Source organism: Serratia sp. LSHTC3, from assembly GCF_057197125.1.
On the sequence record NZ_JBXUNP010000002.1, the window covers coordinates 282,422 to 303,001 of the forward strand.

General features: G+C 61.3%; 20 protein-coding genes. 12 read left to right on the forward strand and 8 right to left on the reverse strand.

Annotated elements, in window-relative coordinates:
- Positions 1-14 precede the first annotated feature (14 nt).
- The 5 genes from gsiB (at position 15) to AC2CGI_RS08640 (ending at position 4,102) form a co-directional block, all read left to right on the forward strand.
- On the forward strand, positions 15-1,550 hold the full coding sequence (gene gsiB, locus AC2CGI_RS08620; RefSeq protein WP_004938996.1) for a glutathione ABC transporter substrate-binding protein GsiB: 1,536 nt from the start codon (positions 15-17) through the stop codon (positions 1,548-1,550).
- A 52-nt stretch (positions 1,551-1,602) separates the two neighbouring features.
- Positions 1,603-2,523: a glutathione ABC transporter permease GsiC gene (gsiC, locus tag AC2CGI_RS08625; protein WP_004938995.1), complete on the forward strand. Its 921-nt coding sequence runs from the start codon at positions 1,603-1,605 to the stop codon at positions 2,521-2,523.
- Between the two features lie 9 nt (positions 2,524-2,532).
- Complete coding sequence (gsiD, locus tag AC2CGI_RS08630) at positions 2,533-3,441, forward strand: glutathione ABC transporter permease GsiD (RefSeq protein WP_175628149.1); 909 nt, start codon at positions 2,533-2,535, stop codon at positions 3,439-3,441.
- Between the two features lie 107 nt (positions 3,442-3,548).
- Complete coding sequence (locus AC2CGI_RS08635) at positions 3,549-3,785, forward strand: type II toxin-antitoxin system CcdA family antitoxin (RefSeq protein WP_015377212.1); 237 nt, start codon at positions 3,549-3,551, stop codon at positions 3,783-3,785.
- Positions 3,786-3,787: 2 nt separating this feature from the next.
- On the forward strand, positions 3,788-4,102 hold the full coding sequence (locus tag AC2CGI_RS08640; RefSeq protein WP_015377213.1) for a CcdB family protein: 315 nt from the start codon (positions 3,788-3,790) through the stop codon (positions 4,100-4,102).
- Between the two features lie 36 nt (positions 4,103-4,138).
- On the opposite strand, the gene fghA is transcribed toward AC2CGI_RS08640, so the two are convergent.
- From fghA to ptrR, 3 genes are read right to left on the reverse strand one after another with little or no spacing between them, the layout of a single operon-like run.
- Positions 4,139-4,981, reverse strand: coding sequence for an S-formylglutathione hydrolase (fghA, locus tag AC2CGI_RS08645; RefSeq protein ID WP_076740426.1), 843 nt, complete (start codon positions 4,979-4,981; stop codon positions 4,139-4,141).
- A gap of 14 nt (positions 4,982-4,995) precedes the next feature.
- Entirely contained in the window at positions 4,996-6,120 is a 1,125-nt protein-coding gene (locus AC2CGI_RS08650) for an S-(hydroxymethyl)glutathione dehydrogenase/class III alcohol dehydrogenase (protein WP_484593950.1), read from the reverse strand.
- Positions 6,121-6,149: 29 nt separating this feature from the next.
- Entirely contained in the window at positions 6,150-7,070 is a 921-nt protein-coding gene (gene ptrR / locus AC2CGI_RS08655; protein ID WP_004938975.1) for a putrescine utilization regulator PtrR, read from the reverse strand.
- A gap of 105 nt (positions 7,071-7,175) precedes the next feature.
- On the opposite strand from ptrR, the gene AC2CGI_RS08660 reads away from it, so the two are divergent.
- From AC2CGI_RS08660 to mglC, 7 genes are all read left to right on the forward strand, one after another.
- Positions 7,176-8,333: a YbfB/YjiJ family MFS transporter gene (locus AC2CGI_RS08660; protein WP_004938972.1), complete on the forward strand. Its 1,158-nt coding sequence runs from the start codon at positions 7,176-7,178 to the stop codon at positions 8,331-8,333.
- A gap of 244 nt (positions 8,334-8,577) precedes the next feature.
- Positions 8,578-9,243: a GTP cyclohydrolase I FolE gene (folE, locus tag AC2CGI_RS08665; RefSeq protein ID WP_004938969.1), complete on the forward strand. Its 666-nt coding sequence runs from the start codon at positions 8,578-8,580 to the stop codon at positions 9,241-9,243.
- Positions 9,244-9,322: 79 nt separating this feature from the next.
- Positions 9,323-10,495 (forward strand): DUF418 domain-containing protein YeiB, encoded by a 1,173-nt coding sequence (gene yeiB, locus AC2CGI_RS08670; RefSeq protein WP_076740424.1) that lies wholly within the window; start codon positions 9,323-9,325, stop codon positions 10,493-10,495.
- Positions 10,496-10,622: 127 nt separating this feature from the next.
- Positions 10,623-11,660 (forward strand): HTH-type transcriptional regulator GalS, encoded by a 1,038-nt coding sequence (gene galS, locus AC2CGI_RS08675; RefSeq protein ID WP_075685113.1) that lies wholly within the window; start codon positions 10,623-10,625, stop codon positions 11,658-11,660.
- A 264-nt stretch (positions 11,661-11,924) separates the two neighbouring features.
- Entirely contained in the window at positions 11,925-12,917 is a 993-nt protein-coding gene (gene mglB, locus AC2CGI_RS08680; protein WP_004938962.1) for a galactose/glucose ABC transporter substrate-binding protein MglB, read from the forward strand.
- A gap of 99 nt (positions 12,918-13,016) precedes the next feature.
- Entirely contained in the window at positions 13,017-14,525 is a 1,509-nt protein-coding gene (gene mglA, locus AC2CGI_RS08685; RefSeq protein ID WP_076740423.1) for a galactose/methyl galactoside ABC transporter ATP-binding protein MglA, read from the forward strand.
- 11 nt (positions 14,526-14,536) lie between these two features.
- Positions 14,537-15,547, forward strand: coding sequence for a galactose/methyl galactoside ABC transporter permease MglC (gene mglC / locus AC2CGI_RS08690; protein ID WP_004938953.1), 1,011 nt, complete (start codon positions 14,537-14,539; stop codon positions 15,545-15,547).
- A gap of 66 nt (positions 15,548-15,613) precedes the next feature.
- On the opposite strand, the gene sanA is transcribed toward mglC, so the two are convergent.
- From sanA to AC2CGI_RS08715, 5 genes are all read right to left on the reverse strand, one after another.
- Positions 15,614-16,357 (reverse strand): outer membrane permeability protein SanA, encoded by a 744-nt coding sequence (sanA, locus tag AC2CGI_RS08695; RefSeq protein WP_004938948.1) that lies wholly within the window; start codon positions 16,355-16,357, stop codon positions 15,614-15,616.
- Between the two features lie 169 nt (positions 16,358-16,526).
- Complete coding sequence (locus AC2CGI_RS08700) at positions 16,527-18,224, reverse strand: NAD-dependent malic enzyme (protein WP_004938945.1); 1,698 nt, start codon at positions 18,222-18,224, stop codon at positions 16,527-16,529.
- Between the two features lie 221 nt (positions 18,225-18,445).
- On the reverse strand, positions 18,446-19,330 hold the full coding sequence (cdd, locus tag AC2CGI_RS08705) for a cytidine deaminase (RefSeq protein WP_044031601.1): 885 nt from the start codon (positions 19,328-19,330) through the stop codon (positions 18,446-18,448).
- A 137-nt stretch (positions 19,331-19,467) separates the two neighbouring features.
- Positions 19,468-20,163 carry a CidB/LrgB family autolysis modulator gene (locus AC2CGI_RS08710; protein WP_076740422.1) on the reverse strand — a complete coding sequence of 232 codons (696 nt, stop codon included), beginning with the start codon at positions 20,161-20,163 and terminating at the stop codon, positions 19,468-19,470.
- Positions 20,160-20,567 (reverse strand): CidA/LrgA family protein, encoded by a 408-nt coding sequence (locus tag AC2CGI_RS08715; protein ID WP_004938939.1) that lies wholly within the window; start codon positions 20,565-20,567, stop codon positions 20,160-20,162. The genes AC2CGI_RS08710 and AC2CGI_RS08715 overlap by 4 nt, the downstream gene beginning before the upstream one ends.
- Positions 20,568-20,580 lie beyond the last annotated feature (13 nt).

Genomic DNA, 20,580 nt, shown 5'->3' on the forward strand with positions numbered 1-20,580 from the left:
GAGAGACAAGCGACATGAAGCACACATTCAAACGCAATGCGCTGTTGGCCGCCGTACTGCTGGCGGCGGGAACCGGCCCGGTCTGGGCGGCGAAGGACGCGGTGATCGCCGTGGCCTCCAACTTCACCACCCTCGATCCTTACGACGCCAACGACACGCTGTCGCAGGCGGTGGCCAAGTCTTTCTATCAGGGGCTGTTCGGCTTTGATAAGGACATGAAGCTGGTAAACGTGCTGGCGGACAGCTATGAGGTCAGCAAAGACGGCCTGACCTACACCGTCAAACTGCGCCAGGGCATTAAATTCCACGACGGCACCGCGTTCAACGCCGAGGCGGTGAAGGTCAACCTCGATCGCGCCAGCAACCCGGACAGCCACCTCAAGCGCTACAACCTGTTCAAGATGATCGACAAAACCGAAGCGGTGGACGCCAATACGGTGAAGATCGTGCTGAAGGCGCCGTTCTCGGCGTTCGTCAACAATCTGGCGCACCCGGCGGCGGCGATTATCTCGCCGGCGGCGCTGAAGCAATACGGCAAGGAGATCGGTTTCCACCCGGTCGGCACCGGGCCTTATCAGTTCGTGACCTGGAACCAGACCGATTTCGTCAAGGTGAAGAAGTTCGACGGCTACTGGCAGCCGGGGCTGCCGAAGCTCGACAGCATCACCTGGCGCCCGGTGGTGGATAACAACACCCGCGCGGCGATGCTGCAGACTGGCGAGGCGACCTTCGCCTTCCCGATCCCTTACGAGCAGGCCAAGGTGCTGGAAGGCAACGCCAAGCTGGACGTGGTGGCCGCGCCGTCGATCCTGCAGCGTTACATCAGCATGAACGTCACCCAAAAGCCGTTCGACAACCCGAAGGTGCGCCAGGCGCTGAACTACGCCATCAACAAGGACGCGCTGATCAAGGTGGCGTTCGCCGGTTACGCGGTGCCGGCGGAAGGGCCGGTGCCGCCGGCCATCGATTTCGCCGCCCGCTATAAGCCGTGGCCGTACGATCCGGCCAAGGCGCGCGAGCTGCTGAAAGAGGCCGGCTACCCGAACGGCTTCACCACCACGCTGTGGTCTTCCCACAACCACAGCACCGCGCAGAAAGTGCTGCAGTTCACCCAACAGCAGCTGGCGCAGGTGGGGGTGAAAGTGACGGTGACGGCGATGGATGCTGGGCAGCGCGCGGCGCAGGTGGAGAGCGTCGGGGTGAAAGACACCGGCGTGCGGCTGTTCTACACCGGCTGGTCGGCCTCGACCGGGGAAGCGGACTGGGCGCTGTCGCCGCTGTTCTCCACCCAGGCGGCGCCGCCGAAGCAGTTCAACACCGCGTTCTACAGCAATCCGCAGGTGGACAAGGATCTGACCGACGCGCTGGCGACCACCGATCGCGCCGAGAAGCAGAAACTGTATCAGGACGCGCAGGATCGTATCTGGGCCGACGCGCCCTGGATCTTCCTGGCGACCGAACGTCTGTTGTCGGCCAACAGCAAACAGCTGAGCGGTTTCTACGTGATGCCGGATACCTCGTTCAACTTTGATAACGCCGATCTGAAATAAGGCGCCCATCCCCGCCTGCGGCCAGACGGCGGCGGGCGGGGGAAGGAATGAGATGCTCAATTATTTTCTGAAACGACTGCTGGGCCTGATCCCGACGCTGCTGATCGTGGCGGTGCTGGTGTTCCTGTTCGTCCACCTGCTGCCGGGCGATCCGGCGCGGCTGGCAGCGGGGCCGGAGGCCGACGAGGCGGTGGTGCAGCTGGTGCGCAAGGATTTGGGGCTGGATAAGCCGCTGCCGCAGCAGTTCGCGCACTTTTTCGTCAACGCGCTGCGGGGCGACTTCGGCATCTCGATGGTGTCCAAACGCCCGGTGAGCGAAGAGATCGCCTCGCGCTTTCTGCCGACCTTCTGGCTGACCGTCACCAGCATGCTGTGGGCGGTGGCGTTCGGTCTGGCGATCGGCGTGGTGTCGGCGGTGTGGCGTAACCGTTGGCCGGATCGTCTCGGCATGACGCTGGCGGTATCGGGGATCTCGTTCCCGGCCTTTGCGCTCGGCATGCTGCTGATGCAGGTGTTCTCGGTCGAGCTGGGGTGGCTGCCGACGGTGGGCGCCGACAGCTGGCGGCACTACATTCTGCCTTCGGTAACCCTGGGGGCGGCGGTGGCGGCGGTGATGGCGCGCTTCACCCGCGCTTCGTTCGTCGAGGTGCTGCAGGAAGACTACATGCGCACCGCCCGAGCCAAGGGCGTGCGGGAAAGCGTGGTGGTGATGAAACACGGCCTGCGCAATGCGATGATCCCGGTGGTGACCATGATGGGGCTGCAGTTCGGCTTCCTGCTCGGCGGTTCGATCGTGGTGGAGAAGGTGTTCAACTGGCCGGGGCTGGGGCGCTTGCTGGTGGACTCGGTGGAGATGCGCGATTACCCGGTGATCCAGGCCGAGGTGCTGCTGTTCTCGCTGGAGTTCATCCTGATCAACCTGCTGGTGGATATGCTGTACGCGGCGATCAACCCGGCGATTCGTTACCAATGAGGACGCGGCATGATTAAGCATTGGCGGCGCAACGCCGCACTGAGGGCGATGCCGCTTATTGACCCCAACGCGGTACGCACGCCGTGGGGTGAGTTTTGGCGGCGTTTTCGCCGCCAGCGGGCGGCGTTGGTCGCCGGTCTGTTGGTGCTGCTGCTGATCGCGGCGGCGCTGCTGGCGCCTTATCTGGCACCGTTCGATGCGGAAAACTATTTCGATTACGACCGGCTGAACGAAGGGCCTTCGCTGATGCACTGGCTGGGGGTGGATTCCCTCGGGCGCGATATCTTCAGCCGCATCCTGATGGGCACGCGCATTTCGCTGGCGGCCGGGGTGTTCTCGGTGCTGGCGGGCGGGGCGATCGGCACCTTGCTGGGGCTGCTGGCCGGCTACTATGAAGGCTGGTGGGATCGCCTCACCATGCGCGTCTGCGACGTACTGTTTGCGTTTCCCGGCATTCTGCTGGCGATCGGCGTGGTGGCGATCATGGGCAGCGGCATGGCCAACGTGATCGTTGCGGTGGCGATCTTCAGCATTCCGGCCTTCGCCCGCCTGGTGCGCGGCAATACGCTGGTGCTGAAGCACCTGACCTATATCGAATCGGCGCGCAGCATCGGCGCCTCGGACGGGACCATCATCCTGCGGCACATCCTGCCGGGCACCCTGTCTTCGATCGTGGTCTATTTCACCCTGCGCATCGGCACCTCGATCATCACCGCCGCCAGCCTGTCGTTTTTGGGCCTGGGCGCCCAGCCGCCGACGCCGGAGTGGGGAGCGATGCTTAACGAGGCGCGCGCCGATATGGTGATCGCGCCGCACGTGGCGATCTTCCCCAGCCTGGCGATATTCATCACCGTGCTGGCCTTCAACCTGTTGGGCGACGGATTGCGCGACGCGCTCGATCCGAAGCTGAAGGGGTGATGCTTTAACGTATGGCGCACATTTGAACGGGCTCACATGACCTCTCAGTGCTATTATTCGTTCAATAAGCCGTGTTGTTTGCACGAAGATGAGTGACAGAGGTGCCGATGCCAGTAAAACAACGAACGACGCAAAGTGTGACCATGACGCTGGAACGCAGTTTGTTGAGCCGTGCGCGTGAGGCGGGGATTAATCTCAGCGCGACGCTGACTGCTGCTTTAGATGCTGAGTTGCGTCAGCATGAGAGGAGAAAATGGCAGGAAGAAAACCGAGAGGCACTTGAAGCGCTTAACCGATTTAATGATGAGCATGGTTGCTTTAGCGACGAATACAGGACGTTTTAGCGATGCAATTTACGGTGTATGCGAATAGCGGGAACAGCGCGGTTTACCCCCTGCTGCTTGATGTGACGAGCGATATCATTGGGCAATTAAATCGCCGAGTTGTGATCCCTTTGTTACCCGTTGAAAAATACCCGGGGAGTACGCGACCGGAGCGCTTGATCCCGTTGATCAGATTGATTGATGACAACGAGTACGCCGTGATGACATATGAAATGGCCAGCATCCCGGTTCGGGCTTTGGGGGCCGAATTTTGTGATGTTTCCCAGTATCGGAGCAGGATAAAAGCCGCCATCGACTTTCTTCTTGACGGTATTTGAAGAAATCCGGGCGGTTTAACCGCCCGGATTTTTTTATCAGCGGAACAGGTGCTCGGCGTGGAAGCGCAGGTGATCTTCCACGAAGGTGGCGATGGTGAAGTAACTGTGATCGTACCCCGGCTGAATGCGCAGCGTCAGCGGCCAGTCGCGCTGGCGCGCCAGTTCGGCTAGCCGCGCCGGCTGCAGCTGATCGGCCAGGAACTGGTCGTCGTCGCCCTGATCGATAAGGACCGGCATTTTCTCCGCGCCGCTGGCCAGCAGATGGCAGCTGTCGTACTGCAGCCACTGGCTTTCGTCGCTGCCCAGATAGGCGGTGAAGGCTTTGCGGCCCCACGGCACCTGGCACGGATTGACGATCGGCGCGAAGGCCGATACCGAGCGGAAGCGCTGCGGATTGCGAAACGCCATCATCAGCGCGCCGTGGCCGCCCATCGAGTGGCCGAAGATTGACTGACGATCGCTGACGCTGAAGTGCTGTTCGATCAGCGCCGGCAGTTCGGCGCTGATGTAGTCGTACATGCGGAAGTGACGATCCCACGGCGCCTGGGTGGCGTTCAGGTAGAACCCGGCGCCCTGGCCCAGATCGTAGCCTTCGTCGTTCGGCACTTCGTCGCCGCGCGGGCTGGTGTCCGGCATCACCAGCACCAGGCCCAGCTCGGCGGCGATGCGCTGCGCGCCGGCTTTCAACGTGAAGTTCTCGTCGTTGCAGGTCAGCCCCGACAGCCAGTACAGCATCGGCGGCGGGTTGTCATCGCGCGGCGGCGGCAGGTAGATGCTGAATGTCATGTTGCAATTCAGGCTCTGCGCCGCGTGGCGATAGCGCTGTTGCCAGCCGCCGAACATGCGGTGCTCTTCGAGAAGTTCCAATGACAACGTCATCTCTGCCTCCTGGCTTATTTGTCGAAGTGGATGACGGAACGGATCGATTTGCCTTCGTGCATCAAATCGAACGCTTCGTTGATCTGCTCCAGCCCCATGGTGTGGGTGATAAAGTCGTTCAGCGCGAATTCGCCGTCCAGATAACGCTCGACGATGCCAGGCAGCTGCGAACGGCCCTTGACGCCGCCGAATGCCGAGCCGCGCCAGACGCGGCCGGTGACCAGCTGGAACGGCCGGGTCGAGATCTCTTCGCCGGCGCCCGCGACGCCGATGATCACCGATTCCCCCCAGCCCTTGTGGCAGCATTCCAGCGCGGAACGCATCACGTTGACGTTGCCGATGCACTCGAAGGAGAAGTCGACACCGCCGTCGGTCAGCTCGACGATCACCTCCTGAGTCGGTTTGTCATAGTCTTTCGGGTTGATCAGATCGGTAGCGCCCAGCTTGCGCGCCAGATCGAACTTGCTGGTGTTGATGTCGATGCCGATGATGCGGCCCGCACCGGCCATCTGCGCGCCGATGATCGCCGACAGGCCGATGCCGCCCAGGCCGAAGATCGCCACGGTGTCGCCCGGTTGCACTTTGGCGGTGTTGATCACCGCGCCCATGCCGGTAGTGACGCCGCAGCCCAGCAGGCACACTTCCTCCAACGGCGCTTCCTTGTTGATTTTCGCCAGTGAAATTTCCGGCACCACGGTGTATTCGGAGAAGGTGGAGGTGCCCATGTAGTGGAAGATCGGCTTGCCGTCCTTGAAGAAGCGGGTGGTGCCGTCCGGCATCAGCCCTTTACCCTGAGTGGCGCGGATCGCCTGGCACAGGTTGGTCTTGCCGGATTTACAGAATTTGCACTCGCCGCACTCCGGGGTGTAGAGCGGGATCACGTGGTCGCCGACCGCCACGCTGGTGACGCCTTCACCGACCGCTTCCACCACGCCGCCGCCCTCATGGCCGAGGATCGCCGGGAACACGCCTTCCGGATCTTTGCCGGACAGGGTGTAGGCGTCGGTATGGCAGACGCCGGTAGCGACGATCCGCACCAGCACTTCGCCTTTTTGCGGTGGCATCAGATCGACTTCTTCGATCTTCAGCGGCTGGTTCGGGCCCCAGGCAACGGCGGCGCGGGTTTTGATCATCTCCATCATAGTCTCCTCAGTGGTTTTCTTTTAAATCAGGCGATATCGCTAACGTCTGATAAATCGTTGGGGGTGCTTTCATCAACAGCGGCGGTTTCCGTCTGTTCAATAATCAATTCTTTCAGCGCGCGCACGTTCGGCCCGAACGCGTCGCGGCGCCACAGCAGCCAGGTGGCGGTGTCGGCCACGTCCGGCGGCAGGGTATGAACCCGAACCCGCTCATGGCCCGGCAGCAGGCTGAGCACCGAATGCGGGATCATCGCCAGCCCGGCGCCGCTGGCGACGCAGGCCAGCATGGCGTGATAGGACTGGATCTCCATGATCTGCCCCGGCCGCGCGCCTTCGCGCTTGAACCAGGCCTCCAGCCGCAGGCGGTAAGAGCAGCTGGCGCGAAAGGCGAACAGCGTCTCGCCGTTGGCGTCTTTGGCGCTGTGGATCGGCGCGTGATCGAGACAGGAGATCACCACCATATGTTCAGGATAGGCGATACAGCCGTTCAACTCGTCATAAGGCACCGGGCCGTCGACCAGCGCCGCCGCCAGCGTGCCGGCGCGCACCCGATCGGCGATTTCGCCGGAGGTGCCGGTGGTCAGCGACAGTGAAACCTGCGAGAAGCGCTGGTGATAAGCCGCCAACAGCGAGGGCAGGCGGGTCGCGGCGGTGCTCTCCATCGAGCCGAGGGCGAAGTTGCCCGCCGGTTCGCCGGCGTGGGTGATGCTCATCGCCTCGTCGCTCAGCGCCAGGATGCGGTTGGCGTAGCACAGAAAGTTATGGCCCATCGGCGACAGGCGCAGGCGCTGTTTTTCGCGGATAAACAGATCGGCGCCCAGCTCCTGCTCGAGCTGGCGCAGCCGGGTGGTCAGATTCGACGGCACGCGGTGCAGCTGCTCGGCGGCGCGGGCGACCGAGCCGGTTTCCGCTACGCAGCAGAACATGCGAAGCTGGGTCAGATCCATAATGTTCTCGTTTCGTGATGAACTTGATTAGTATTATTCAGTTTTTGTGAGTTTAATACTGCGGCATGATACTGGCAACTTTCTTTTAACCTTTTGGATGCCGATATGGCTTTACGTATTGCCTTGAGCGGGTTTGCCGCGCTGATCGTGGCGATGGGCATTGGCCGCTTCGCTTTCACCCCTCAGGTGCCGCTGATGATCGCGGAACATCAGTTCAGCCTGACCGGTGCCGGGCTGGTGGCGGCGATCAACTATTTGGGCTACCTGTGCGGCGCCTACGACGCGATGCGCGCTACGCGCCACGTCGAGCGGCGCCTGTGGCTGGGCGTATGGGGCGCGATGGCGCTGACGCTACTGTCGGCGCTGGCGCAGGATGAATGGACGCACGGCGCGCTGCGCTTCGTCATCGGCTGGGCCAGCGGCTGGGCGATGGTGCTGGTGGCGGCCTGGACCAACGAGCGGTTGGCGCACTACGGCCGGCCGGCGCTGAGCGCAGCGGTGTTCGCCGGGCCGGGCGCCGGCATCTTCCTCAGCGGCATGCTGGCGGTGGGCATCAACGCGCTGGGGCTGACGGCGGCGCAGGCCTGGTTGGTGTATGGCGGGCTGGCGCTGGTGCTGGTCGGGGGGATTAGCGCCTTTCTGCCGCGCAGCGGCGAGCTGCATCGCCCGGACGTGGCCCCGGAGCCGCTGCTGCTGACGCCGGCGCTCAAACGCCTGGTGTGGAGCTACAGCCTGGCCGGCTTTGGCTACATCCTGCCGGCGACCTTCTTGTCGCAGATGGCGGCGGCGCGCTTTCCCGCCAGCCTGTTCGCGCAGTTCGTCTGGCCGGTGTTCGGCGGCGCGGCGGTGCTGGGGATTGTCATCGGCATTCTGACCCGCCATCGGCTGACCACCCAGACCCGGCTGGCGATCACGCTGTGGATACAGGCGCTCGGCGTACTGAGCGCCGAAGTGGTGCCGGGCGTGGCCGGCCTGGCGCTCGGGGCGTTGCTGACCGGCGGCGGTTTCCTTTGCGTGGTGCAGCTTGCTCTTCAGCACGGGCGTGAGCTGGCGCCGCGTCATGCGCGTTACATGGCCGGATTGCTGACCACCGGTTATGCGATTGGCCAACTGGTCGGGCCGATGCTGTCGGCGCTGTCGACCGCCTTGACCCATCGGCTGGAGCCGGCGCTGTATGTGGCGGTGGCGGCGCTGTTGGCGGCCGGAGGGCTGGTGGTGAATACCCCGGCGCGGCGGTTGGCGCAAAAAACGGCGACTCGGTGATTAAAAACCATACAAAAAGCGTGGAGACCCGCAGCCGGCCTGATTGTGCTAAATGCGAAGATTTCACCTCTGGATGAAGTACTATCACTGGATAATCGCCGCGCTCTCATCTACAGTGGGGGCAAAATCTTGACCGGGTTCACGTTATCCACCACGAAAACTCTGCCGTCACGAGAGCAAGCAATTCGCCGGCCGCACGCCCTATCAGGCCGCCGGCGGGTTCCGTCCGCAGGAGAACAAATACATGACATCATTAAGTAAAGAAGCCGCGCTGGTGCATGCGGCACTGGAAGAGCGTGGTCTGGAGACACCGCTGCGCGGGGAAGTGCTGGATCGCGAAACGCGCAAGCGTCGCATCAAAGAGCACATGACCGAAATCATGCAGCTGCTGAATCTCGATCTGTCTGACGACAGCCTGGCGGAAACGCCGCATCGCATCGCCAAAATGTATGTCGACGAGATCTTCTCCGGGCTGGACTACGCCAACTTCCCGAAAATCACCGTCATCGAGAACAAGATGAAGGTGGATGAGATGGTGACGGTGCGCGATATCACGCTGACCAGCACCTGTGAACACCACTTCGTGACCATCGACGGCAAGGCTACCGTGGCCTATATCCCGAAAGACTCGGTGATCGGCCTGTCGAAGATCAACCGCATCGTGCAGTTCTTCTCCCAGCGTCCGCAGGTGCAAGAGCGCCTGACCCAGCAGATCCTGGTGGCGCTGCAGACCCTGCTCGGCACCAATAACGTGGCGGTATCGATCGATGCGGTCCATTATTGTGTCAAGGCGCGCGGTATCCGCGACGCGACCAGCGCCACCACCACTACCTCGCTGGGGGGGCTGTTCAAGTCCAGCCAGAATACCCGCCAGGAGTTCCTGCGTGCGGTGCGTCACCACCAGGGGTGATGGCGTTGCGGGGCGACCCGCAAGACGACAACAGGCGCCTGCGGGCGCCTTTTTCATGAGCGGAAGACAGCGATAAAAAATGAACAGTCATCCTCTGCCGCGCATTGCCACGCTGGACTGCGTGCGCGGCATCGCCATCCTCGGCATTTTATTGCTGAACATCAGCGCCTTCGGCTTGCCGAAGGCAGCCTACCTCAATCCGGCCTATCTGGGGATGCCGTCATCGCGCGATGCCTGGATCTGGGCGCTGCTGGATATCTTCGCCCAGGCCAAGTTCCTGGCGATGTTCGCGCTGCTGTTCGGCGCCGGGCTGCAAATGCTGCTGCGGCGCGGCAAAAGCTGGATCCGCGCGCGGCTGTCGTGGCTGGTGTTGTTCGGCCTCGCGCACGCCATCTTCCTGTGGGACGGTGACATTCTGCTGGCCTACGGGCTGATCGGCCTGGTGTGCTGGCGCATGATCCGCGAGGCCAAAGAAACCTTCCAACTGCTGAAAACCGGCGTCGTGCTGTACCTGATCGGCGTGGCGGTGCTGCTGCTGCTCGGTTTTGTCTCGCACGGTGAGCCGGGCAGCTTCTGGCAGCCGGGCGTGGCGGAGTTGCAGTACGAGAAGTTCTGGAAGCTGCAGGGCGGTTTCGAAGCCTGGCGCAGCCGCGCCGATCTGCTCTCGTCCAGCCTGCTGGCCATCGGCGCGCAGTATGGCTGGGAGCTGGCGGGGCTGATGCTGTTCGGCGCCGGGCTGATGCGCAGCGGCTGGCTGCGCGGCAGCTATTCCTCCGGCTATTACCTGCGGCAGGCGGCGTGGCTGTTGCCGCTGTCCGTGCTGATCCAACTGCCGGCGGTGGCGCTGCAATGGCAGGTGCACTGGGACTATCGCTGGAGCGGTTTCCTGCTGCAGGTGCCGCGCGAGCTGGGCGCGCCGCTGCAGGCGCTGGGTTATCTGGCGCTGTGTTACGGTTTCTGGCCCGCGCTGTCGCGCCTGCGCATCGCCCACTGGCTGAGCCAGGTGGGGCGCATGGCGCTGAGCAACTACCTGTTGCAAACGCTGATCTGCACCACGCTGTTTTATCGCTTCGGTCTCTATGAGCAGTTCGACCGGCTGCAGCTGTTGGCGTTGGTGCCGCTGGTCTGGTTGATCAACCTGGCGTTTTCCGCACTGTGGCTGCGTTACTTCGAACAGGGGCCGATGGAATGGCTGTGGCGCAAATTGACGCAGATGGCCGCCGGTGGAACGGAATCCAAAGCGCTGAAGTGAGCGCCCGTCGGCAGGTTAAAAAAATGTATGTAAACGTTTTCTTTCCTGTGACGTAATTCACGCAGAGCAGCGGGCCAATCGGGGTAGGATAGCGCCACCGGCCACTACCCCGATTTCAGGATCCCGCATGCCTCCAGTTCATCCGATCACCATTCGCGACGTGGCGAAACGCGCCGGGGTCTCCGTAGCGACCGTCTCCCGCGTGCTGAACCACAGCGCGCTGACCAGCAAAGAGACGCGCGAGCAGGTGCTGCAGGCGGTGGCGGATCTGGGCTATCGCCCCAATGCCAACGCGCAGGCGTTGGCGACCCAAAGCAGCGATACGTTGGGCGTGGTGGTGATGGACGTGTCCGATCCGTTCTTCGGCGCGCTGGTGAAAGCGGTAGACACGGTGGCGCAGAAACACCACAAGTATCTGCTGATCGGCAACAGCTATCATCAGGCGGACAAAGAGCGCCATGCGATCGAAGTGCTGATCCGTCAGCGCTGTAACGCCCTGATTGTTCACGCCAAAGCCCTGAGCGACGCCGAACTGATCGGCTTTCTGGAGCAGGTGCCGGGCATGGTGCTGATCAATCGGATTATCCCCGGCTATGAGTCGCGCTGCGTCGGGCTGGATAACGTCTGCGGCGCAGAAATGGCGATGCGTCTTCTGCTCTCGCAGGGCCATCGGCGCATCGGTTATCTGGGCTCCAATCACCCGATCGAGGACGGGCCGCTGCGTCAGCAAGGTTATGTTCAGGCGATGGCCGCCGCCGGGCTGGCGACGCCCGACAGCTGGCGCGCGTACGGTTCGCCGGATCTGCAGGGCGGCGAGGCGGCGATGGTCGAGCTGCTGGGGCGCAACTTACAGCTGAGCGCGGTGTTCGCCTACAACGACGCCATGGCCGCCGGCGCCATGGCGGTGCTGAAAGAAAACGGTATCACGGTGCCGCAGCATTTCTCGCTGATCGGCTTCGACGACATTCCCATCGCGCGCTACACCAGCCCCAAACTCACCACGGTGCGTTACCCGATCGTTTCGATGGCCACGTTGGCGACCGAGCTGGCATTGCAGGGCGCAGCAGGCCTGGCGGAGCCGCAGGCCGCTCATCTGTTCATGCCGACGCTGGTGCGGCGCCATTCTGTCGCCCCCTGGCAAAGTGAGGCGACGGTCACTCTCTGACGATTTAATCTTGTGTAACCGTTTTCAATCTGTGAGAAAATTCACAGAATATTAACATCGCGCCGTCTATGCTCTAGGCGTTTTCCGGCGCAAAGGCCCTTGCCGCTGCAACCTTTATCTCGCGCTGACACAGCATTTCTCGGAAATAACAAGATCCACGGACGACAGGTGTTGAGTGGAAATCGCCAGGCCTGGGGTGTACGCACTGCCGGTGACCATTGGCTCAAAGACGAGTAATACCCTACACAGAACCGGAGACTGACAATGAATAAGAAGGTTTTCACCCTGGCCGCCATGGCCGCAGCCATGATGTTTGGCGCCGCAGCCCATGCTGATACCCGTATTGGCGTCACAATTTATAAATACGACGACAACTTCATGTCGGTGGTGCGTAAGGCGATCGAGAAAGACGCCAAGGCTTCACCGGACGTTACCCTGTTGATGAATGACTCGCAGAACGACCAGTCCAAGCAGAACGATCAGATCGACGTGCTGCTGGCCAAGGGCGTGAAAGCGCTGGCGATCAACCTGGTCGACCCGGCCGCTGCGCCGGTGGTTATCGATAAGGCGCGCGCAAACGATATCCCGGTGGTGTTCTACAACAAAGAACCTTCCCGCAAGGCGCTGGACAGCTATGACAAGGCATATTACGTCGGCACCGACTCCAAAGAATCCGGCGTGATCCAGGGCGAACTGATCGCCAAACACTGGCAAGCCAACCCGGCCTGGGATCTGAATAAAGACGGCCAGATCCAGTTCGTGCTGCTGAAGGGCGAGCCGGGCCACCCGGATGCCGAAGCGCGCACCACTTACGTGGTGAAAACGCTGAACGAAAAAGGCATCAAGACCCAGCAGCTGCAGATGGATACCGCGATGTGGGATACCGCGCAGGCGAAAGACAAGATGGATGCCTGGCTCTCCGGCCCGAACGCCAACAAGATCGAAGTGGTGATCGCCAACAACGACGCCATGGCGATGGGCGCGGTGGAAGCGCTGAAAGCGCACAACAAGACCAGTATTCCGGTGTTCGGCGTCGATGCGTTGCCTGAAGCGCTGGCGCTGGTGAAATCCGGCGCGATGGCGGGCACGGTGCTGAACGACGCCGACAACCAGGCGAAGGCCACCTTCGAGCTGGCGAAAAACCTGGCGGCGGGCAAGCCGGCCACCGAAGGCACCCAATATAAAATCGAAAATAAAGTCGTGCGTATTCCTTACGTCGGCGTAGATAAAGACAACCTGTCTCAGTTTGTTAAATAAGAATTGAGATCCCGCTAAGACCCCGCCTGCGGCGCCAACACCAGGGATACCGCCGGCGGGGATGTTTACGACTGCAAGATCGTTAAGCCAGGTGTATTTATGGCCGATAGCTCACGCGAATTTTTGCTGGAAATGACGGATATCTGTAAGTCATTTCCCGGCGTCAAAGCCTTGGACAATGTCAATTTACGCGTCCGTCCGCACTCGATTCACGCCCTGATGGGGGAGAACGGCGCGGGGAAATCGACGTTGTTGAAATGCCTGTTCGGCATTTACAAAAAAGACAGCGGCAGCATTGTATTTCAGGGCCGGGAAATCGATTTCAAGAGCTCGAAGGAAGCGCTGGAACAAGGCGTTTCGATGGTGCATCAGGAGCTGAACCTGGTGCTGCAACGCACCGTGATGGACAACATGTGGCTGGGGCGCTACCCGACCAAAGGCCTGTTCGTCGATCAGGACAAGATGTTCAAAGACACTCAGGCGATCTTCGACGAGCTGGATATTGACATCAACCCGCGCGAAAAGGTGGGCAACCTGTCGGTGTCGCAGATGCAGATGATCGAGATTGCCAAGGCGTTCTCCTATGACGCCAAGATCGTCATCATGGATGAACCGACCTCTTCGCTGACGGAGAAAGAGGTCAATCACCTGTTCACCATCATCCGCAAGCTGAAAGAGCGCGGCTGCGGCATCGTCTATATCTCGCACAAGATGGAGGAGATCTTCCAGCTGTGCGACGAGATAACGGTGCTGCGCGACGGCCAGTGGATCGCCACCCAGCCGCTGGAAGGGCTGGATATGGACAAGATCATCGCCATGATGGTCGGCCGCTCGCTGAGCCAGCGTTTCCCCGACAGGCAGAATACGCCGGGTGAGGTGATCCTCGAGGTGAAGAACCTGACATCGCTGCGCCAGCCTTCGATCCGCGATGTGTCCTTCGATCTGCATCAGGGCGAGATCCTCGGCATCGCCGGGCTGGTGGGCGCCAAACGCACCGATATCGTCGAGACGCTGTTCGGCATTCGCGAGAAGGTGGCGGGCACCATCAAGCTGCACGGCAAGGCGATCGACAACCACAGCGCCAACGAAGCGATCAACCACGGCTTTGCGCTGGTGACCGAAGAGCGGCGATCCACCGGGATTTACGCCTACCTCGACGTGGGTTTCAACTCGTTGATCTCCAATATCCGCAATTATAAAAACAAGCTCGGCCTGCTGGATAACGCGCGGATGAAGAGCGACACCCAATGGGTGATCGACGCCATGCGGGTGAAAACGCCGGGGCATCACACCCATATCGGCTCGCTGTCCGGCGGCAATCAGCAGAAGGTGATCATCGGCCGCTGGCTGCTGACGCAGCCGGAGATCCTGATGCTGGATGAACCGACGCGCGGCATTGACGTGGGCGCCAAGTTCGAGATCTATCAGCTGATGACCGAGCTGGCGAAAAAGGGCAAGGGGATCATTATCGTCTCGTCCGAAATGCCGGAGCTTTTGGGGATCACCGACCGCATTTTGGTGATGAGCAACGGCCAGGTTGCGGGCATCGTTAATACCAAGCAGACCTCGCAGAATGAAATCTTACGTCTCGCCTCCCTGCACCTTTAAGGATTCGAATTATGAACGCGCTAAATAAAAAAACCTTATTTACCTATTTCAAGGAAGGCGGCATTTACGTGGTGTTGCTGGTGCTGTTGGCCATCATCATCATTCAGGACCCGACTTTCCTCAGCCTGATGAACCTGAGCAATATCCTGACGCAGTCTTCGGTGCGCATCATCATCGCGCTGGGCGTGGCGGGGCTGATCGTTACCCAGGGCACCGACCTGTCCGCCGGGCGGCAGGTGGGGCTGGCGGCGGTGGTGGCGGCCACGCTGCTGCAATCGATGGATAACGTCAACAAGGTGTTCCCTCACATGGAAACCTGGTCGATTCCCCTGGTCATCTTGCTGGTGTGTGCGGTCGGCGCGGTGATCGGCCTGGTTAACGGCCTGATTATCGCCTATCTCAACGTGACGCCGTTCATCACCACCTTGGGCACCATGATCATCGTCTACGGCATCAACTCGCTGTATTACGATTCGGTCGGCGCGTCGCCGGTCGCGGGCTTTGATCCGAAGTTTTCCACCTTTGCCCAAGGCTTCTTGCGCTTCGGCGATTTTAAGCTGTCGTATATTACCTTCTACGCGCTGATTGCCATCATTTTCGTCTGGATCCTGTGGACCAAGACCCGCTTCGGCAAGAACATCTTCGCCATCGGCGGCAACCCGGAAGCGGCCAAGGTGTCCGGGGTCAACGTGCCGCTGAACCTGATCATGATCTATGCGCTGTCCGGCGTGTTCTACGCCTTCGGCGGCCTGCTGGAAGCGGGGCGTATCGGCAGCGCCACCAATAACCTCGGCTTTATGTATGAGCTGGACGCCATCGCCGCCTGCGTGGTGGGGGGCGTCTCCTTCGCCGGCGGCGTGGGTACGGTGTGGGGCGTGGTGACCGGGGTGATCATCTTTACCGTCATCAACTACGGCCTGACCTATATCGGCATCAACCCGTACTGGCAGTACATCATCAAGGGCAGCATCATCATCTTCGCCGTGGCGCTGGATTCGTTGAAATACGCCAAGAAGAAGTAGAGCTACCGCAGCACAGACGACAAGGCCGGCAAAATATGCCGGCCTTTCTTTTTGGGGCATTACCCGTCAGGGCTGTTTGGCTTTCTGCTTCTCTTCTTTCAGCTTGTGCTCCAGCTCAACCAATTGTTCCGGCGAGACGGCGGGATAGCCCTGGGCGTCTTCCGGCACGGTGTGCATGGCGGAGATCGGGATCAGCGGGCCGAGGAAGCGCGGTTCACGCTTGAGGATGTACAGATCGGTTAGCGCGCCCAGGCGGGCGAAGATCTCGCGGGCGCGCACCGTCATCATGTCTTTCGGCGACGGCACCGCGTAACACTGCGCCTGAATGCCCATGTGCAGGGCGATGAACAGCGCGCGCTCGCAGTGGAAGCGCTGGGTGATGATGATGAAATCGTTGGTGTCGAACACCTTGCGGGTGCGCACAATGGAATCCAGGGTGCGGAAGCCGGCGTAGTCCAGCACGATATCGCTCGGCGCCACGCCGGCGGCGATCAGATCGCGGCGCATGGTCATCGGTTCGTTATAGCTTTGCTGGGCGTTGTCGCCGCTCAGCAGCAGGTATTTCACCTTGCCGCTGTTATAGGCGTTGATCGCTCCCTGAATGCGGTAACGGTAATACTGGTTGATCACCCCGGTGCGGTAATACTTGGCGGTGCCGAGCACCACGCCGACCTGGCGATGCGGCAATTCCTGCAGCTCGTCGTAGACGTAAGGCGCGGTTTTCCAACTGATCCAGCGATCGAGCGCAATAGCCGAACCCATCAACACCGCAATGATGATGAACAGGCTGATGATCAGGCGTTTCCACATGTTGTTGCCTTACGCGCGCCGGGCTGAAAAAGATGGATCAAGGCTACTTTACCTGACCGACCGACGCAAGACGCGAACCGCCTGAAGCACGCGCGCCGCCGCATTTTTCGGCGGTTTTGCCGCACAAAAAAGCCCGGCGGAGCCGGGCTGGGTCATTTCAGCTCACCATTCAGAACGAGGTGCGCTTGTAGCTGCGGTACTGCGGCCGCCAGAAGTTGTGCTCGATGGCTTTCGACAGCGCATCTTCGGAGGTGACGATCGCCACGCCCTGCAGCTGGGCGGCTTTACCCACTTCCATGGCGATGCACTTCGACACGCCCTGAATATCGTCGATATTCGGCAGCAGCGCGCCGTGGCCGTCGGTAGCCAGCGGCGAACAATCCGCCAGCGCGCGGCTGGCGGCCATCAGCATGGCGTCGGTGACGCGAGTGGCGCCGGAGGCCAGCACGCCCAGACCGATCCCCGGGAAGATGTAGGAGTTATTGCACTGGGCGATCGGGTACAGCTGCTCTTTGTAGCTTACCGGCGCGAACGGGCTGCCGGTCGCCACCAGGGCGGCGCCGTCGGTCCAGTTGATGATGTCTTCCGGACGGGCTTCCACGCGCGAGGTCGGGTTGGACAGCGGCATCACGATAGGGCGTTCGCAGTGCTTGTGCATCTCGCGGATCAGCTCTTCGGTAAACAGCCCCGGCTGGCCGGACACGCCGATCAGAATGGTCGGCTTGGCGTTGCGCACCACGTCCAGCAGCGAGATGGCGTCGCTGGCGGTTTCCCAGCCGGCCAGGTTGTCGCTCTTCTGCACCAGCTTGCTCTGGAAATCGAGCAGGTTCGGCAGTTTGTCGGTCAGCAGGCCGAAACGGTCGACCATGAACACGCGGGCGCGCGCTTCGTCTTCGCTCAACCCTTCGGACTTCATCTGCGCGATGATCTGCTCGGCGATGCCGCAGCCCGCGGAACCGGCGCCGAGGAAGGTGACGGTTTGATCGCGCAGCTGGCTGCCGGCGGCGCGGCTGGCGGCGATCAGGCTGCCGAGGGTGACCGCGGCGGTGCCCTGAATGTCATCGTTGAAGCAGCAGATCTCGTCGCGGTAGCGGTTCAGCAGCGGGGTGGCGTTGTTCTGCGCGAAGTCTTCGAACTGCAGCAGCACGTTTGGCCAGCGGCGTTTGACCGCCTGAATAAACTCTTCGACGAAGGCGTGGTACTCCTCGCCGGAGATGCGCGGATGGCGCCAACCCATGTACAGCGGATCGTTGAGGCGCTGCGGGTTGTTGGTGCCGACGTCCAGCACCACCGGCAGCGTGTAGGCCGGGCTGATGCCGCCGCAGGCGGTGTACAGCGACAGCTTGCCAATTGGAATCCCCATGCCGCCGATGCCCTGATCGCCCAGGCCGAGAATGCGCTCGCCGTCGGTGACCACGATCACCTTGACGTTCTGCTTGGTGGCATTTTGCAGCATGTCATCGATGCGATCGCGGTTCGGGTAGGAGATGAACAGCCCGCGCGCGCGGCGGTAGATATCGGAGAAGTGTTCGCAGGCCTCGCCGACGGTCGGGGTGTAGATGATCGGCATCATCTCGCTCAGGTGCGAGTCCAGCAGGCGATAGAACAGGGTTTCGTTGGTGTCCTGGATGTTGCGCAGATAGATGTGCTTATCGTTATCGTTCTTGAAATCCTGATACTGACGGTAGGCGCGTTCCACCTGTTCTTCGATGGTCTCCACCGCTTCCGGCAGCAGGCCGTGCAGGTTGAAGTGGCTACGTTCTTCCTCGGTGAAAGCGCTGCCTTTGTTCAGCAGCGGAAATTCCAGCAGAATTGGGCCGGCGTAAGGGATGTAGAGCGGGCGTTTGCTTTCGTATTCTAGTTCCATCAGTTTTACTCTTCACGTATCAGATAACTTTATTGCCGACGATCCTAAAAGATAAAGAGCAGATGTACAGCATTTGTTGCCAGATGATGAACCAGGTTGGCGTAATTATCGACAATCAAATGATTTTTTAACTAAAGAAAGTGTCTCTGGCGGCGTCGGGGCATTGTATTTGGCGGGCGGGGCTGTTAGCGGCGGAACCGGATGGCTCCGCCGTGGTGCGCTTAGAAGGCGGCGCGGCTGACGTTCTGGCAGCCCAGCGCCGCCAGGGTGGCGCGGGTGGCGTCCCACTGGCTGAGGATCGCCTTCTGCGGCTCGGCCAACACGGCGCGGCGGATGTTCAGGCAATCGCCGCCGGAGAGGTTCAGCAGGATCAGCGCAGCCTGCAGCGGCGGCAGGCTCGGGTTGAAAGCGGCGTTTTCTGCATAGCGGCCGGCGTAGAGGCTGCCGTCCTGCGTTTCCAGCGCTACGCCGCTGTGGGCGTTGCTGTACGGAGCATGGCTCTGATTGGCCGCCGCCAGCGCCGCCTGCGCCAGCGCATCGTCCAGCGCCAGCCGGTGGCCGTGATCGACCTTGTCCATCAGCAGCGAAGCGATATCCAGATCTTTCGGGCCGAAGGCGTCCGGCAGATAGTCCGCCAGCGTGGCCGGCGCGCGGCCCGGCAGACGGATCTGCAGCTCGCCGCCGCTGTTCAGTTCATTCATAAACTGGCGGCAATGGCCGCACGGCGTGTAGTTGACGGTGACCGAGGCCAGCGCCGGCTCGCCGCGCAGCCAGGCATGGGTAACCGCGCACTGCTCTGCATGCACGGTTTGCTGCAGCGGCGCGCCGCTGAACTCCATATTGGCGCCGAAATAGAGGTTGCCGCTTTGCCCGCGCGCGATGGCGCCGACGTGAAAGTGCGATATCGGGGTTAACGAGCAGGCCGCCGCCAGCGGCAGCAGCGCGAATGCCAGCGCATCATCGTCCAGCCCGCAGCCTGTGCGGATCGCCGCCGCTTGCTCGGCCGTGAACATCGCCGGAAAGTCTGGCGCGTCCAGATAAGGCCGCAGGGCGGATTGCAGTGTCGCGGGCAGTGCGCTGAAAGCGGTGTGAAAACGCGGATGCATAGAAAGTCTCTCTACGGGTTAACGGGATAACATTCTAGGCAGGCCAGAGACATTAAAGTGTGACTAATGTCTCTTAATTGATGAAATTAATGCAATGAAATACATAAATGCGAGATGTATCGCAAGTTTCACCCTGTTCAGCCGAACAGGCGCAGCAGCACCGGGAACAGGAACGGTGCCAGCAGCGAGGTGATGATGCCGCAGATCACCAACGCCAGCGAGCCGAAAGCGCCTTCCTGGTAGTCCATCTCGGCGCAGCGTGCGGTGCCCAGCGCGTGGGATGCCGTGCCCATCGCCAGGCCGCGCGCCGAGTGGGTGGTGATTTTCAACAGGTTGAACAACGTATGGCCGAACACGGCGCCGAGGATACCGACGAAAATGACGCAGACTGCGCTGATCGCCGGAATGCCGCCGAGCGAGTCCGCGACGGCCATGGCGATCGGCGTAGTGACCGATTTCGGCAGGATAGAGGCGGCGATTTCCGGCGTGGCGCCCAGCCACAGGGCGATGGCGCCGCCGCTGATCATGGCGGTCAGGCTGCCGATGAAGCACACCGCGATAATCGACTTCCAGCGCGCGCGGATCTGGTGCAGCTGCTCATAGAGCGGGAAGGCCAGCGCGACGACCGCCGGCTGCAGCAGATCGTTGAGGATTTTGCTGCCCTGAAAGTAGCGTTCATAGGGAATACCGGTGAGCAGCAGCAGCGGGATGAGCACCGCCATGGACACCAGCAGCGGGTTGAGCAGCGGCATATTCAGCTTGCGCGCCAGCCAGCGCGCGGCGAAATAGACCGCCAGCGTCAGCGGCAACGACCACCAGATTTCATGGATCATGAATTGCCCTCCGTGTCGTCGGGCTTGCCGGCGATGCGGCGCTCGCGATGAAAATAGTGTGAGGTATAGCCGACCACCACCAACACCATCAGCGTGCTGATGAGGCAAGAGATAACCAGCGGGCCCAGATGCGCGACGATCTGGTCGTAGTATTTCATCACCCCGACGCCGATCGGCACGAACAGCAGCACCATATAGCGGATCAGCAAATGGCAGCCGGGTTTAACCCATTTGGCCGGCATAATCTGGGTAGAGAGCAGGGCGAACAGCAGCAGCATGCCAATGATGCTGCCGGGAATGGCGAACGGCAGCAGCGCCGCCACCGCGTTGCCGACGAACAGACACAGGTAGATAAGGAGCAGGGCCCTCAGGTATTTCCAGCACAGTGTGAGCACGTTGGCCATTGTCTTTTCCCGT

What these genes read in the sequence shown, in the direction of transcription:
- galS (WP_075685113.1), top strand. Translation starts at nt 10,623, where the DNA reads ATGCCTCCAGTTCATCCGATCACCATTCGCGACGTGGCGAAACGCGCC.
- AC2CGI_RS08700 (WP_004938945.1), bottom strand. Translation starts at nt 18,224, where the DNA reads ATGGAACTAGAATACGAAAGCAAACGCCCGCTCTACATCCCTTACGCC.
- mglC (WP_004938953.1), top strand. Translation starts at nt 14,537, where the DNA reads ATGAACGCGCTAAATAAAAAAACCTTATTTACCTATTTCAAGGAAGGC.
- sanA (WP_004938948.1), bottom strand. Translation starts at nt 16,357, where the DNA reads ATGTGGAAACGCCTGATCATCAGCCTGTTCATCATCATTGCGGTGTTG.
- AC2CGI_RS08660 (WP_004938972.1), top strand. Translation starts at nt 7,176, where the DNA reads ATGGCTTTACGTATTGCCTTGAGCGGGTTTGCCGCGCTGATCGTGGCG.
- gsiC (WP_004938995.1), top strand. Translation starts at nt 1,603, where the DNA reads ATGCTCAATTATTTTCTGAAACGACTGCTGGGCCTGATCCCGACGCTG.
- AC2CGI_RS08635 (WP_015377212.1), top strand. Translation starts at nt 3,549, where the DNA reads ATGCCAGTAAAACAACGAACGACGCAAAGTGTGACCATGACGCTGGAA.
- folE (WP_004938969.1), top strand. Translation starts at nt 8,578, where the DNA reads ATGACATCATTAAGTAAAGAAGCCGCGCTGGTGCATGCGGCACTGGAA.
- gsiD (WP_175628149.1), top strand. Translation starts at nt 2,533, where the DNA reads ATGATTAAGCATTGGCGGCGCAACGCCGCACTGAGGGCGATGCCGCTT.
- AC2CGI_RS08650 (WP_484593950.1), bottom strand. Translation starts at nt 6,120, where the DNA reads ATGGAGATGATCAAAACCCGCGCCGCCGTTGCCTGGGGCCCGAACCAG.
- mglA (WP_076740423.1), top strand. Translation starts at nt 13,017, where the DNA reads ATGGCCGATAGCTCACGCGAATTTTTGCTGGAAATGACGGATATCTGT.
- AC2CGI_RS08710 (WP_076740422.1), bottom strand. Translation starts at nt 20,163, where the DNA reads ATGATCCATGAAATCTGGTGGTCGTTGCCGCTGACGCTGGCGGTCTAT.
- ptrR (WP_004938975.1), bottom strand. Translation starts at nt 7,070, where the DNA reads ATGGATCTGACCCAGCTTCGCATGTTCTGCTGCGTAGCGGAAACCGGC.
- fghA (WP_076740426.1), bottom strand. Translation starts at nt 4,981, where the DNA reads ATGACGTTGTCATTGGAACTTCTCGAAGAGCACCGCATGTTCGGCGGC.
- mglB (WP_004938962.1), top strand. Translation starts at nt 11,925, where the DNA reads ATGAATAAGAAGGTTTTCACCCTGGCCGCCATGGCCGCAGCCATGATG.
- AC2CGI_RS08715 (WP_004938939.1), bottom strand. Translation starts at nt 20,567, where the DNA reads ATGGCCAACGTGCTCACACTGTGCTGGAAATACCTGAGGGCCCTGCTC.
- yeiB (WP_076740424.1), top strand. Translation starts at nt 9,323, where the DNA reads ATGAACAGTCATCCTCTGCCGCGCATTGCCACGCTGGACTGCGTGCGC.
- gsiB (WP_004938996.1), top strand. Translation starts at nt 15, where the DNA reads ATGAAGCACACATTCAAACGCAATGCGCTGTTGGCCGCCGTACTGCTG.
- cdd (WP_044031601.1), bottom strand. Translation starts at nt 19,330, where the DNA reads ATGCATCCGCGTTTTCACACCGCTTTCAGCGCACTGCCCGCGACACTG.
- AC2CGI_RS08640 (WP_015377213.1), top strand. Translation starts at nt 3,788, where the DNA reads ATGCAATTTACGGTGTATGCGAATAGCGGGAACAGCGCGGTTTACCCC.